Origin of the sequence: Arthrobacter crystallopoietes, from assembly GCF_017603825.1 — a bacterium.
GTDB classification, from domain to species: domain Bacteria; phylum Actinomycetota; class Actinomycetes; order Actinomycetales; family Micrococcaceae; genus Crystallibacter; species Crystallibacter crystallopoietes_B.
In genome coordinates this window covers 2,943,748-2,957,671 of record NZ_CP072014.1, presented here as the reverse complement: position 1 = coordinate 2,957,671, position 13,924 = coordinate 2,943,748, and the positions used below count along the sequence as shown (strand labels likewise).

At 63.0% G+C, this 13,924-nt stretch carries 13 protein-coding genes; all 13 read right to left on the bottom strand.

The genetic code is table 11. The annotated features are described in order from the left end of the window. Positions 1–50: 50 nt before the first annotated feature. Complete coding sequence (locus tag J5251_RS13565; protein ID WP_208574244.1) at positions 51–746, bottom strand: DivIVA domain-containing protein; 696 nt, start codon at positions 744–746, stop codon at positions 51–53. A 164-nt stretch (positions 747–910) separates the two neighbouring features. Beyond that, entirely contained in the window at positions 911–1,198 is a 288-nt protein-coding gene (locus tag J5251_RS13560; RefSeq protein WP_074702604.1) for a YggT family protein, read from the bottom strand. A 72-nt stretch (positions 1,199–1,270) separates the two neighbouring features. Then, positions 1,271–1,804 carry a cell division protein SepF gene (locus J5251_RS13555; RefSeq protein WP_208574243.1) on the bottom strand — a complete coding sequence of 178 codons (534 nt, stop codon included), beginning with the start codon at positions 1,802–1,804 and terminating at the stop codon, positions 1,271–1,273. Positions 1,805–1,848: 44 nt separating this feature from the next. Next, the gene (locus tag J5251_RS13550) at positions 1,849–2,619 is read right to left on the bottom strand and encodes a YggS family pyridoxal phosphate-dependent enzyme (RefSeq protein WP_208574242.1); all 771 of its coding nucleotides are present in this window, start codon (positions 2,617–2,619) and stop codon (positions 1,849–1,851) included. Continuing rightward, entirely contained in the window at positions 2,616–3,326 is a 711-nt protein-coding gene (locus tag J5251_RS13545; protein ID WP_208574241.1) for a polyphenol oxidase family protein, read from the bottom strand. The genes J5251_RS13550 and J5251_RS13545 overlap by 4 nt, the downstream gene beginning before the upstream one ends. Positions 3,327–3,361: 35 nt before the next feature. Next, positions 3,362–4,567, bottom strand: a complete 1,206-nt coding sequence (gene ftsZ / locus J5251_RS13540) for a cell division protein FtsZ (protein WP_139003759.1) — start codon at positions 4,565–4,567, stop codon at positions 3,362–3,364. Between the two features lie 205 nt (positions 4,568–4,772). After that, positions 4,773–5,663: a cell division protein FtsQ/DivIB gene (locus J5251_RS13535; protein ID WP_208574240.1), complete on the bottom strand. Its 891-nt coding sequence runs from the start codon at positions 5,661–5,663 to the stop codon at positions 4,773–4,775. Positions 5,664–5,827: 164 nt separating this feature from the next. Further along, on the bottom strand, positions 5,828–7,258 hold the full coding sequence (murC, locus tag J5251_RS13530; RefSeq protein ID WP_208574239.1) for a UDP-N-acetylmuramate--L-alanine ligase: 1,431 nt from the start codon (positions 7,256–7,258) through the stop codon (positions 5,828–5,830). Next, positions 7,255–8,361 (bottom strand): undecaprenyldiphospho-muramoylpentapeptide beta-N-acetylglucosaminyltransferase, encoded by a 1,107-nt coding sequence (gene murG, locus J5251_RS13525; protein WP_139003762.1) that lies wholly within the window; start codon positions 8,359–8,361, stop codon positions 7,255–7,257. Before murG ends, murC begins: the two co-directional genes overlap by 4 nt. 29 nt (positions 8,362–8,390) lie before the next feature. After that, positions 8,391–9,746 carry a putative lipid II flippase FtsW gene (gene ftsW, locus J5251_RS13520; protein ID WP_208574238.1) on the bottom strand — a complete coding sequence of 452 codons (1,356 nt, stop codon included), beginning with the start codon at positions 9,744–9,746 and terminating at the stop codon, positions 8,391–8,393. An 18-nt stretch (positions 9,747–9,764) separates the two neighbouring features. Beyond that, positions 9,765–11,309, bottom strand: coding sequence for a UDP-N-acetylmuramoyl-L-alanine--D-glutamate ligase (murD, locus tag J5251_RS13515; protein ID WP_208574237.1), 1,545 nt, complete (start codon positions 11,307–11,309; stop codon positions 9,765–9,767). Beyond that, positions 11,291–12,400, bottom strand: a complete 1,110-nt coding sequence (gene mraY / locus J5251_RS13510; protein ID WP_139003765.1) for a phospho-N-acetylmuramoyl-pentapeptide-transferase — start codon at positions 12,398–12,400, stop codon at positions 11,291–11,293. Before mraY ends, murD begins: the two co-directional genes overlap by 19 nt. Continuing rightward, entirely contained in the window at positions 12,397–13,923 is a 1,527-nt protein-coding gene (locus J5251_RS13505; RefSeq protein WP_208574236.1) for a UDP-N-acetylmuramoyl-tripeptide--D-alanyl-D-alanine ligase, read from the bottom strand. The genes mraY and J5251_RS13505 overlap by 4 nt, the downstream gene beginning before the upstream one ends. Position 13,924: the final 1 nt, after the last annotated feature.

The window sequence follows — 13,924 nt, the reverse complement described above, 5'->3', positions numbered from 1 at the left end:
GCCATCCTTACCCTTGGACAAGGGCTCAAAACTGGGTCAAGCTGAGGACTCTAGCTCTCCTTGACGTCCGGAGTCGCGAAGGATCCACGGGCTTCCAGATCGCGCAGCTGGCCCTCGATGTAGGCCTTGAGGCGTGAACGGTAGTCCCGTTCGAAGCCGCGCAGCTGCTCGAGCTTGCGCTCCAGTACAGCCTTCTGCTGCTCCAGAGAGCCCAGCGTCTTGCGGCTCTTCTCTTGTGCATCGTTGACGAGAGTGCTCGCTTCCATCTGAGCTTCGGCAATGATCTTGTCGCGCTGCTCGACGCCGGCGTTGACATATTCGTCGTGAAGCTTCTGCGCCATGGCCAGAACGCCCGCGGCGGACTCGGCAGTGGCTGCGTGGCCGCCACCGGCTGCCGGAGCGGCCGGTGCCGGAGCACTGACCACGGGAGCGGCCGCCGTAGCGGGAACAGTCGCTGCGGGCTTCTCGCGCTTAGGCTCTTCCTTGACCTCCTCCTGCGGCTCCTCTTCCTTGGCCGGTTCGACCTTGGGAGCGGCTGCAACAGGGGCCGGGACGTTACCAGCGGATGACTGGCCCGAGGTGGCTTCGCCGAGCTTCTTACGGAGCTCGTCGTTTTCCTGGTTCAGCCTGCGCAGTTCTACGACGATTTCATCAAGGAAGTCATCGACCTCGTCCTGGTCGTATCCTTCACGGAACTTCGTCGGTTGGAACCGCTTGTTGACAACGTCTTCTGGCGTCAGAGCCATGTGGTCACCTCATACTGGTTCTTGTGGATCATGATTTCGTGCCAATGCACTCATGACAACGGTAGCGAATAATCGCCATGACGATTTACATTCACTAGGGATATCTGAATCAGAGTATATCTTTTCGAACTTGAAAACTAACCGCGCCTGGAGCAGGTCAGTCCCTAGGCAAGGCCTGCAACGATGAACAACGCAATGCTCGTCAGAATGAAGAGCACCAGGAATGCCAGGTCCAGCGCAAAGCCGCCGATGCGCAGCGGCGGAATCATCCGTCGCAGTGCCCTCAGCGGTGGATCAGTCACAGCATAGATGGCCGATGCAGCCACCAAGGCGACGCCACGCGGGCGCCATTGCCGGGCAAAAGTCTGGACAACATCAAAAACAATGCGGATAATCAGCGCCAACTGGAACAGCATGAGCACTAAATACAGCAGAGCAAAAATAATGGACACGCGGGTTCCACGATTCCTAGCGGTAGACGAGCAGTTAAAATGAGCATACTGCCGTATGGGCAGGATGCTCCGCTAGCTCTGGTTGAAGAATGTCGCCTGGTGGTCGCTGGCCTGCTTATCCTCGCCGAGTACTTCCATGGTCGACGGCGAGAGCAGGAACACCTTGTTGGTGACCCGTTCAATGCTGCCGTGCAGTCCGAAAACCAGTCCGGCGGAGAAGTCGACCAGGCGTTTGGCGTCGGCTTCACCCATGTCGGTCACGTTCATGATCACGGGAATACCATCGCGAAAGCTTTCACCAATGATCTTCGCGTCATTGTAGGAACGGGGATGGACTGTAGTGATCTGACGCAGCACGGATGACTCCTCACGGGACGACGGGGCACGCTTGATCGGCGTAACGGGAGCACGATATTCCTCCGCCACCGGCTTCAGGGGCGACGGCGCGCTCTCCACCCGGCGCTCCTCACGGCTCTGTTCCACACGCTGGTCCTCGTCCCGGTTCTGAGGTTCCTTGCTGGGCGACTCGTTTTCCTCGAACTCGTAGTGCTCGTCACCGTCGGCGAGCCCAAGATAGATCATTGTCTTGCGCAAAGCGCCGGCCATGGTTAGCTCCTATCGTGTCTTCAACACTGCTCTCGCCAAAAACGCTACCTCAAAGCAGGTCTCGGTCCGAGGACATCTGAGCCGACACGCAGGTGTGTCGCCCCGGCCGCTATGGCCGGCTCCAGGTCCTGGCTCATGCCAGCGGAGACCATCCATGCGTCCGGAAAAATTTCGCGCAGGCTGGCCGAATAATCCATTAACCGGCCAAAGGCCGGAACCGGGTCCGTTCCAAGTGGCGCAACGGCCATTAAGCCGCCCAGCCGGAGACCATTCGCTGCGTCAATGGCGCGCGCGAGTTCCTCTATCTGCTCCGGTTGGGCGCCTCCTCGAGGACCGGCCGCCTCCCCCGTCCCGGGCACCTCCGTGCGCTCATCGAGGTCCACCTGGATCAGGCACAGCAGTTCCGGCCGCGGGGGTTGGTCGGCGGCGCTGCGGCGTTCCTGCTCAACGGCAATCGCTTTATCCAGGGCGCCGATCAAAGAGGAACGGTCCACTGAATGCACGGCGTGCGCGTACCGCACCACAGACTTGGCCTTGTTCTTCTGCAGCTGCCCGATGAAGTGCCAGCGAAGAGACTCCCCTGCCGCGGTGTCCGCCAGCTCCGCCGCTTTTTGCGAGGCTTCCTGGTCCCGGTTCTCCCCCACATCCGCAACACCGAGCGCCGCTAGCGCGGCCACGTCGGCGGCGGGAAAGAATTTCGTCACCACAATCAATTCGGGCACAGGACCGGTGCGTCGGGCAGCAGCGTCCTCAATTCTCGTCCGCACCTTCGTCAGGTTTCGGCGAAGCTCCTCAGTCCTGTCCATGTCAGTCATTTCTCTCTCCATACGAGGCCCGCGAAGCGGCCTGTCTGCGGATCGCGCCGGTAGGAGAACAACCGGGAATCCTCGAGGGTGCATCCGTCCAACCGCCGCGTTTCCACGCCCATTGTTTCCAATTGGCCCGCCGCGCCGGCCGGCAGGTCCAAAGCCGGCGTTCCCCAAGAAGTTTCAGAGTACAGCTGCGGCAGTTGCTCACAGGATGCCGTCCTCATGAGACCGGGGACCTCGTAACAGCGCCCGCAGATCGAAGGACCAATCCATGCCCGGATGCCCGACACCCCCGCGGCCCGCAGTTCGGAGACCGTGTTCACCAGGATTCCATCCAGCAATCCCCGCCTGCCTGCGTGCGCGACGGCGGACGCAAGTCCTCCGCCCGCGGTGGAACCAACGAAGACGACCGGCAGGCAGTCGGCCACCATCACCGCAAGCGGCACGTCCGCTTCCGGTGATACGAGCGCATCAATTTCCGTTTCCGGCGGAGGCCCCGGCTGCGCGGTCGATGCCATGCCCACGTAGGCGGAATGGACCTGGTTCATGAAGCGCAACGAGCCAGGTTCCATGCCCAGTTCGGCCTCTAACATTCTGCGTCTGTCCTGGACAGCCGCCGGCACATCGCCCACATGCAAAGCAAGATTGCCGGCAGCCTTGTCGGTAAACGCCACCCACAGGCCGTCGCCGACCTGTTCACGCCACCAAAGCACTGCCGGCAATCCTGTCTGTTGTCGCGTTGTCGGTTCTATTTGAGGAAATCCGGGACATCCAGGTCATCCGTGCGGCCGGCCGTCAGATCCGGCTCGACGACGGCAGGCAGGTCTACGTCGAAGCCTGCATCAGCCGGGACGTCGTAACGCTGCGGCATCTGCCCCCAACTGCCGCTGGAAGCTGCAGGCGCGGCTGCCGGGACGTGTGCGTGCTCGGCAGGCTGGGACGGCGGGACGGCCGGCGCTGCCGGGGCGTTCGCGGGCTTCTGCGCAGGCTGCGCTGCGGACGTAACATCCACCTGGTCAAAACCCGCGGCAATAACAGTGACGCGGGCCTCGTCGCCGAGGGCATCGTCGATGACCGCACCGAAGATGATGTTGGCCTCCGGGTGGGCCACTTCCTGCACGAGGCGGGCGGCCTCGTTGATTTCGAACAGACCAAGGTCCGATCCGCCCTGGATGGAAAGCAGCACGCCGTGCGCACCGTCGATGGATGCTTCCAGCAGCGGTGACGCGATGGCCAGTTCGGCCGCCTTGACTGCACGGTCCTCGCCGCGGGCGGAACCGATACCCATGAGTGCCGAGCCGGCGCCCTGCATGACGGACTTCACGTCAGCGAAGTCCAGGTTGATCAGGCCCGGCGTCGTGATCAGATCGGTGATGCCCTGGACGCCGGACAGCAGGACTTGGTCGGCCGAGCGGAAAGCGTCGAGCATCGACACGTTGCGGTCGCTGATGGAGAGCAGCCTGTCGTTGGGGATCACGATCAGCGTATCCACTTCATCGCGCAGCGTCTCGATACCGCTTTCGGCCTGGTTCGACCGCCGACGGCCCTCGAAAGTGAAAGGACGTGTAACGACACCGATGGTCAGCGCTCCCAAAGAACGCGCGATACGTGCCACCACCGGAGCGCCACCGGTACCGGTGCCACCGCCTTCACCGGCAGTTACGAAAACCATGTCGGCGCCGCGAAGCACCTCTTCGATTTCCTCAGCGTGGTCTTCGGCAGCCTTGCGGCCAACTTCCGGATCAGCGCCTGCGCCGAGTCCACGCGTTAGTTCACGCCCTACATCCAGCTTGACGTCCGCATCGCTCATAAGCAGAGCCTGCGCATCAGTGTTAATAGCAATGAACTCCACGCCGCGGAGCCCTACCTCGATCATTCGGTTGACGGCGTTCACTCCACCGCCGCCGATGCCGACGACTTTAATGACGGCCAAGTAATTTTGCGGTGCTGCCACGTCCTGTGTCCCTTGTTCGAATCTGTGCACTGATCAATTCCGTCAGGCCGGAGCGGACACCGGCCCAATGGTTCACTCGGTAACCTTAACCCTCAACTTGAGGGTTAGAGTTATGTCAAGTAACTTCTATTCCGAGACGCTAGGCGCATCCCCGGCGTCATGCAACGACCGCTGCCGCGTGTCGCTTTTCTGTGTAGATTGAGTTTCAACGCGTGACCGGCATGGTCGGGGTCGAAACGTCGTAAACCTCTACCTCAACGTCTGGTTCGGGCGCATTGAGCAGCGCTTCGAAAACCTTGGCCTTCAACTCAAGCTGGCTGTCATTGCCCCACAGCACCTTTTGACCGTTGGCCAGCTGCAGCTCAACCGAGTCGATTGACTTGGCCGATGCGTGTTCCAACTCAGCCAGGACATCCGCTGGAAGTGCACTGAGGACAGCGGTGATAGTCCGGAATATCTCCTGGTCCTTGCTGGCAGCACTTTCGTCAATCAACGGCAGCTCAGCGGACTTGCGCTCTTTCACCGAGCCGATCCGTTTGCCTTCTGCATCGATCAAGGCGAACGTTTTGCCCGTTTCCAGGACGGCGACAGGAATTCGTTCCGTGATTTCCACAGCGAGTTCCGAGGGCGGCCGGGCCTCGACAGTAACGTCCAGAACGGCCGGCAGCCCCTCGAGCAGCGGCCGAACGTCGTCGTCGCCGACCTGTGGCAACGGTTGCTCTTTCAGCGGCGCAAGTGCCTCGTCGACCGTTTCCTCCGACGTCAAATCGGTGCCGCTGACCGTAATGGTCTTGATCGCGAGGACCGGAGAGAAAACCAGTACCAAAATCAGCGCCACTACCAGTACCGCTGCCGCTCCGGCGCCGATCCAGATTCGGCGGCGCAGCTTCCTTCCGGGCGGTTCCGGAAATGCCACGACGGTTGTACTGCGCGGGGCAGGCCCAACCTTCTCTTCCGGAACGGAGCCGGATCCGGTTGCGCCGGACGTGGCCGTGTTTTTCTTGCGCACCTTCGGTCGTGCCGGTTTTGCCGCCGGCGCCGTCCTCGTCCCGGTTTCCGCCGGCAGGACACCAACTTTGCCGGAATTGACCCGCACGTTCCCGCGGGCTGCTTGGGTAGCAGCCTGCCGCCCCGCAGAACCCGACGCTGGCTGTTGAACCGCATCATCCGCGCGTCTGGCGGACTCGTCCGCAGGGGACAGCGGAGCCTGTTTCCGGGAACCAGCAGGAGTCACGGGTCTGCGCGGCTTCCTGCTAACCATCAAGCCGCGCCGTCCGCTGTCCGCTGGGTCAGGCGTTCTACCAACTGTGGGCCAAATTGCGTGACGTCCCCGGCGCCCACGGTCATAATGATGTCGCCCCGCCGGGCCCGGTCGACCACTGATTTCAGCGCCCGGTCCGGGTTCTGCTCGTATCCGCCGGGCCGCTCGAGCCGGGACGTGATTAGCTCACTGGTCACACCGGGAATGGGATCTTCACGCGCCGGGTAGATATCGAGCACGGTCACCGAGTCCGCCAGCGACAAGGCCTCCGCAAACTGTGCGGCAAATTCCCGCGTCCGAGAGAAAAGGTGCGGCTGGAACAACACATGGACTCCGTGGCCGCCGGCAACCTTTTTCGCCGCTGACAAGGCCGCGTGAACCTCGGTCGGATGGTGGGCATAGTCGTCGAAGACCCGGACTCCGTCTGCCTCGCCCTTCGCCTCAAAACGGCGTGCAGCCCCGGTGAATCCAGCCAGTCCGTCTGCAGCAGCGGCCGGATCAACACCGCTGCAAAGTCCGACGGCGAAGGCCGCCGTCGCATTGCGGATATTGTGTGCACCGGGCACTTGGAGCCGGAGCTCGTGCCGCTGCCCGTCGACGACGATCCAGCTGCTGCTGGTCCCCGCGGAAAAACCGCTGTCTTCAATGCGCACGTCCGCATCGGGCGAATATCCGTAGCCGAGGATGCGGTGGCGCGCGCCGGACTCCCGAACCCTGTCCGCCAGATCGCGCGCCCCCTGGTCGTCTACGCAGACGATAAGTGTTCCGTCTTCAGGCAGAAGGGCAGCGAAGTTGTCGAAGGAAGCGTAAACGGATTCGGCCGAACCGTAGTGGTCCAGATGGTCGGCCTCCACGTTCGTGACCACAATGACTTTCGGACGGTAGTTCAGGAACGAACCGTCCGATTCGTCAGCTTCGGCCACGAACAGTTCACCGGCACCGTAGGCCGCATTGACCCCAAGCGCGGCCACGTCCCCGCCGATGGCAAAAGACGGTTCCTTGCCCGCGGCCTGCAGCATGACGGTAACCATCGCCGTCGTCGTTGTTTTGCCGTGGGTACCGGCGATGGCGATCAGCTGCTGCGATCCGATCGAAGCGGCCAGCGCGACGGAACGGTGGATGATGTTCAGTCCCGCGGAGACCGCCGCCTGCAACTCGGCGTTATCGGGACGGATGGCCGTTGAGACGACTACGGTGTCCGCGTCCGCAACATTGGCTGCGTCATGGCCGATGTAGACCTTCGCCCCCAGCCGCTCCAGCTGGCCCAGAACCTTGGAGTCGCGGCTGTCGGAACCGGAGACATTGACGCCCCGGGCCAGCAGGATCCGGGCGATCGCGGACATGCCCGCACCGCCGAGTCCGACAAAGTGGACGCTGCCCAGATCCTCAAAAGCAAGTTCCCGGGTTGTATGGAAATCAACCGCTTTCACTGCTGCCTCCCTGTGGCTTCGAAAACCATTGCCGCCATGCGTGTATCTGCGTCCCGGATGCCCAGCCCGGCGGCGGCCGTTGCCATGGCCTGCAGCTTGTTGTGGTCATGCAGCAGTGCAGGCAGTTCTGCCGTTGCCCAGTCAGGCGTGAAGTCGGCGTCCTTGACCATCACCGCTCCCCCGGCCCCGACGAGGTCCGCGGCATTCAGTGCCTGCTCGCCGTTGCCATGCGGCAGCGGAACAAGAACAGCCGGCAGGCCGACGGCAGCGATCTCGCAGACAGTAGCTGCGCCGGCCCGGGCCAGCAGCAGATCTGCTGCGGCGTAGACGTTTTCCATACCGTCCACGAATTCGACTTGGTGGTAGCCGGGAACGCTGACCAGGCTGCCGTCGGCCTCCCGAAGCTCTTTCCCTTTGCCTGTTATGTGCAGGGTCTGGATACCGGCCGCCGCAAACTTCTCCAGCGACGCCCGGATGGTGCGGTTGATGCTGGCGGCGCCCGAGGATCCGCCCGTAACGATCAACGTTGGCTTATCCTGTTCCAAACCCAGCCGGTCCCTCGCAGCGGCACGCGCAGCGGACCGGTCCAGGGTTGAGATTTCCCGACGCATCGGCATTCCGACCCAGGTGGCATCAGGCAGCTTGGTGCTCCGGAACGCCACCGCCACGTCATCGGTCAGCCGGGCACCGACGCGGTTCGCCAGCCCCGGGCGGGCATTCGCCTCATGGATCACCAGCGGCACCTTGGCCAGCTTGGCAGCGATGTACATGGGCGTGCTGACGTACCCGCCAACACCGACGACGACATCCGCTCCCGCGCCTTCGATGATGCTGCGGGCCTGCTTCACCGCCGTGCCGAACCGGAACGGCAGTTTAAGCAGATCCAGGGAAGGACGACGCGGGAATGGAACCCGCTCGATCGTGGCCAGCTCATAGCCGGCAGCGGGAACCAGCCTGGTTTCCATGCCTGCAGCCGTGCCGACGGCCAGAATTGCGGCGTCGGGTGCCTGCTCCCGGATGGCTCCCGCGATGGCCAGCAGAGGGCTGATGTGTCCGGCGGTGCCGCCGCCGGCGAGAACCACGGACGGTTCATGGGTCTTCATAAAAGTACTGGTACCTTCTGCCTCGGTCATTACTTGCTGATGTTTCCGGCTGGCTCCGGAGCCAGCCGCTGCGCCAGGTTCCTGGCACGTTTCTTGGCGCGGTTCCTGCCCGCCCGGGCATCAGGCCGGGCAAAAGATAACAGTACCCCGACCGCGGCAAGTGTGATGGTCAGGGCCGACCCGCCGTAGGAAATGAACGGCAGCGGAACACCGACGACGGGCAGCAGCCCGGTCACCACGCCCATGTTCAGGAACGCCTGGCCAATGAGCCACACCATGATGGAGCCGCCGAAGATCCGGACGAACGTATCGTTCTGCCGCATCACCGTACGCACTACCGCAACCGCCATCAAACCGAACAAGAGGACGACGACGAAGGTGCCGAGCAGCCCCAGCTCTTCTCCGATGATGGCGAAGATGTAGTCGTTGTGTGCTTCCGGAATCCAGTTGTACTTTTGCCGGCTCTGTCCGAGGCCGACACCCCACCAGCCGCCCGACGCCAGCGCGAACAGGCCGTTGCACGACTGCATGTTCAGGCCGGTGGTGACCTCGCAGCTCTGGTCCAGCCACATGGTGATGCGGCCCATCCGGTTGGGGCTCGCCACGACCATGACCAGCACACCGGCTACCGCCACCAGCCCAGCCGAAACGAACATTTTCAGCGGAGCTCCGGCGAAAAACATCGCCCCTGCAAGAATAAGCATGAGGATCATTGCAGTACCCAGATCCCTGCCCAGCAGCACTAAGCCGATGATCAAACCAGCGCCCGGTACAACAGGAATGACCAGATGCTTCCAGTCCCGCAGCAGGTGTTCCTTGCGGACCAGAACTGTAGCCATCCACAGCGACATGCCAAGTTTGGCGACCTCGGACGGCTGGCCGGTCATCCCGCCCGGGAGCTTGATCCAGTTGCGGTTGCCGCCGACCGACTCGCCTAGCGGAGTGAACACCAGAAGCAACAACACCACCGAAATGGCCAGTGCAGGCCAGGCAAGCTTCTGGTAGGCCTCCGGGCTGAGCCGGGACAGAATAAGCATCACTGCAATTCCGAGACCGGCGAACACGCCTTGTTTCAGGAATAAGCTGAAGGGTGACTCGCCGTCGGCAATGGATTCCACGGCGGATGATGAAAGCACCATCAGCAGGCCAATGGCAGTCAAGGCCAGGGCCGAACCCAGGATGAGGTAGTAGCTGAAACCGGTCGGTTCCTGACCGGTTCCCTCAATCCGGTCGAGCAGTGCCTTGGCTTTGACCAGCAGCCCGGTTTTGCTCCCCTCGGGGCCTTCCTCCGGACTCCGGAGCTTCCTGACGGCGGAACCGGCCGACCGGGCAGACGCCTTCGACGCCGGTTTCCGGGATGGTTCCCGGTTGGGCGTGTTGACCATTACTGCTCCTTACGGGCTCTACGCCTGACCTTCCTGAATGCCACGGACCGCTTCGATGAATGCATCGCCGCGATGGGCGTAGGACGTGAACTGATCCATGGAGGCAGCCGCCGGAGCCATCAGCACGGTATCCCCGTCTACGGCAATTCCTGCTGCCGCGGCCACAGCTGAAGCCATGATCTTCCCCCCGGTGACATGTTCGTCTCCGCCCGCGGGCTCTCCGTTATCAGTGTCTCGCGCCGGAACCGTGATCACCGGAACATCCGGAGCGTGTCGCTCCAACGCCGCCAGTAAGCCCGTGCTGTCCTGGCCAATAACGACGACGGCTTTCAACCGTCCGCTGTGTGCAACGACGAGTTCGCTGTAGTCCACACCCTTGGACAATCCGCCGGCGATCCACACCACCGAGGAGAACGCCGCCAGCGAGGCCGCCGCCGCGTGTGGATTGGTTGCTTTGGAGTCGTTGACCCAGAGCACTCCGTCGATTTCGGCGATTTTCTGGATTCGGTGCGCGCCCGGGTTGTAATTGCGGATGCCGTCGCGGACCGCGGCCGGTTCCACCCCATAGGCACGGACCAACGCTGCGGCCGCAAGCGCGTTGGCCACGAGATGCCGCGGGGCCAGTTCGCCCAAGTCCGTCAAGGCCGCCAGCTCAGCTGCCGAGTCCTTGCGTGCTTCGATAAAGGCGCGGTCAACAAGAAGATTTTCGACTACGCCGACCATGCTCACGGCAGGCATACCGGTGGTGAAGCCGATGGCACGGCAGCCCTCCACGACGTCAGCCTCTTCCACCATCGCCTCGGTCTCACGCTGTTCGGCGTTGTAGACGCAAGCAACCTTGGTGTTCGCGTAGATCTTGGCCTTGTCCGCAAGATAGTTCTCGTACGAACCGTGCCAGTCCACATGGTCCTGCGCGATGTTCAGGCAGACGCTGGCCAGCGGCGAGAGCGAATGGGACCAGTGCAACTGGAAGCTGGAGAGTTCGACGGCGATCACGTCATAGCCCAGCGGGTCCCGGATGGCATCCAGAATGGGGGTGCCCACGTTGCCGGCCGCAATGGCCCGCAGTCCGGCCGCCTGCAGCATCGAAGCTGCCAGGCCTACTGTTGTGGTCTTTCCGTTGGTCCCGGTAATGACGAGCCATTCGGCGGTCCGCCGCCCGGCACGCTCGCGTACCCGCCAGGCAAGCTCCACATCGCCCCAGATGGCAATCCCGGCTGCAGCGGCAGCCGCGAGCAGGGGCTGCCGCGGGCTCCAGCCGGGAGAGGTGACCACGAGTTCGGCAGGTTCGCCGTCAACCAGCGGAAGCGACTGGGTGTGCTCAGGCCCCAGCAGCACCTGATGCGCACCGACGATTTTCAGCGTGTCCGCCTTGGCCCGGTTTTCCTCTGTGTCCTGGGCGTCGACCAGAACCACTTTGGCTCCGAGTTCAATCAGCGTGTCCGCCGCAGAGAAGCCGGACAGGCCTATGCCGGTGACGACCACCCGCAGTCCGGGCCAGTCTGCGTCCCAGGATGTCAGTGATTCAAGCCGTTCGTTTGTGCTCACAGTCCAACAACCCATTCAGCGTAGAAGATGCCCAGTCCTGCAGCCACGCACAGGCCGGCTATGACCCAGAACCGGACCACCACTGTCACCTCGGCCCAGCCTTTGAGCTCGAAATGGTGCTGCAGCGGTGCCATCTTGAAGACGCGTTTGCCGCCGCTGAGTTTGAAGAACGCAACCTGGATGATGACCGAGAGGGCAATCAGGACAAACAGGCCTGCCAGGACGACCAGCAGCAACTGGGTGCGTGAAAGGATCGCGAAACCGGCGATGGCGCCGCCGAGGGCGAGCGATCCGGTATCGCCCATGAAGATCTTGGCAGGCGAGGTGTTCCACCACAGGAAGCCGATCAGGGCGCCGCAGAGCGACCCGGCCAGCAGGGCAAGATCCATCGGGTCCCGGACCTCGTAGCAGACCTCGCCCGGCACCTTGACGGAACCGCAAGCCTGATTGAACTGCCAGATACCCATAAGCATGTAGGCGCTGAACACCATGACGGAGGCGCCTGCCGCCAGGCCGTCGAGCCCGTCGGTCAGGTTCACGCCGTTGGTAGCTCCGGTCACGATCAGGTTGGACCAGATAATGAACAGAATGGTGCCGAGCACGGTGCCGCCTGCGGCCAGGTCCAGCCACGGTATATCGCGGACCACGGAGATGTTCATCGACGCTGGAGTGCGCCCGGCCTCATCCGGGAAGTTCAGTGCCAGGATGGCGAACAGCACGCCGACGATGCCCTGGAGCACAATTTTGGACCAGGCCCGCAGTCCCAGGCTGCGCTGCTTCGAGATTTTCAGGAAGTCATCCAGGAAACCAACCAGCCCCATACCGGCCATCAGCAGCAGCAGCACGCCGCCGGAAACGGTGGGACCGGGGTGGTCCTGGTTCATCATCCATTCGAGCAAGTGCGTGCCGAAGTAGGCGATGACAACAGATCCGACAATGACGGTCCCGCCCATGGTCGGCGTACCGCGCTTGGTGTGGTGCGAAGTCGGACCGTCATCACGGATGAACTGGCCGTAGCCTCTTTTGACGAGCAACCTGATGAACAGCGGCGTGCCGACGAGGGCAAGCACCAGAGCCATTGCCGAGCCGATAAGCAGGGAAATCACGACTGGATACCTCCCTCTGCAGGAATCGGTGTTTCTGCTGCGCCGGACGGCGGGGCAGGTGGGGACGGCTCACGCAGCGCTACCTGGTCTCCGAGGTGCCGCAACCCGGCACCGTTGGAGGACTTGAACAGCACCAGGTCGCCCGGTCGCAGGTCCCGTTGGAGCATCTTGTAGGCATCTTCCGGCGTCTCGACGAACGTGGATTCATCGCCCCAGGAGCCCTCCATGACGGCTCCGGTGTGCATGGCTCTGGCCCCGGTGCCCACCACGATCAGCTTCGCGATGTTCAAGCGGACCACAGTCCGCCCGATCGCGTCGTGCTCGTGGATGGAATCCTCGCCTAGCTCCAGCATCTCGCCGAGTACTGCCCAGGTACGCCGTCCCTCGCCGCGGCCAAGTTCGGCCAGGGTCCGCAAGGCGGCACGCATCGACTCGGGGTTCGCGTTGTAGGCGTCATTGATGACCGTTACACCGTCCGGCCGCTCGGTGCGTTCCATCCTCCAACGGGACGCCGGGCCGCGGCCGTTCAGGCCGCTGGCGATCAGCTCGGCGCTGATGCCAAGCGACCAGGCCGCGGAGGCCGCTGCCAGCAGGTTGGTGACATGGTGGATGCCGATCAGCCCGGAAACAATCCGGCTTTCGGTTCCATCAGGAAAGCGGACCGTCAGTTCCGGGTGCCCGGCGGCATTGGTGCGCACTTCGGTGGCGCGCAAAACTTCAGCCCCGGCAGCATCCGGCGAGAACCCGGCGTCGGCGGTGAAATAGAGCAGCTTCGCCTTGGTGCGGGTCTCCATCTGACGTACGCGCAAATCGTCGGCGTTGATGATGGCAGTGCCATCGGCTCCGATCGCTTCAACCATTTCACCCTTTGCGCGGGCGATGTTCTCCACGCCGCCGAACTCGCCGGCGTGGGCTGTTCCCACACCCAGTACGACGCCGGTGTCCGGCTTCACCATATCCGTCAGGTAAGTGATGTGTCCCAGCCCGGTGGCTCCCATTTCCACCACTAGGTAACGGGTGTGGAAGTCGGCGTTGAAAATGGTCAGCGGAACGCCGACTTCGCCGTTGTAGGAACCCACCGGGGCCACGGTCGGACCGGTCTGGGCCAAGATGCCCGCGAGCAGATCCTTAGTGGTGGTCTTGCCCGCGCTGCCGGTGATTCCGACGACCGACAGCGGGCCGTGGGCACGCAGCCGCGCGACGACGTCGGCGGCAATGGCTCCCATGGCCTCCACGGCGTCGGGCACGATGATCTGCGGCAGGAGACGGCCGGCGTCGTCAGTTATTTCGCGTTCGGTCAATGCCAGCACGGCGCCGGATGCAAAAGCCCTGGGCACGAACAGATGCCCATCCGTCTTGTCGCCGGGCTTCGCCACGAACAGTGACCCGGGAATCACTTCCCGCGAATCCGTCGCGGCGGAATTAACCGTCACCGCGGCGGTATCCTCCGAACCATCTGTCGGTTCCCCAATGATGCGCCCGCGTGTAATTGCCGCAATTTCGGCTGCAGTAAGTTCAATCATG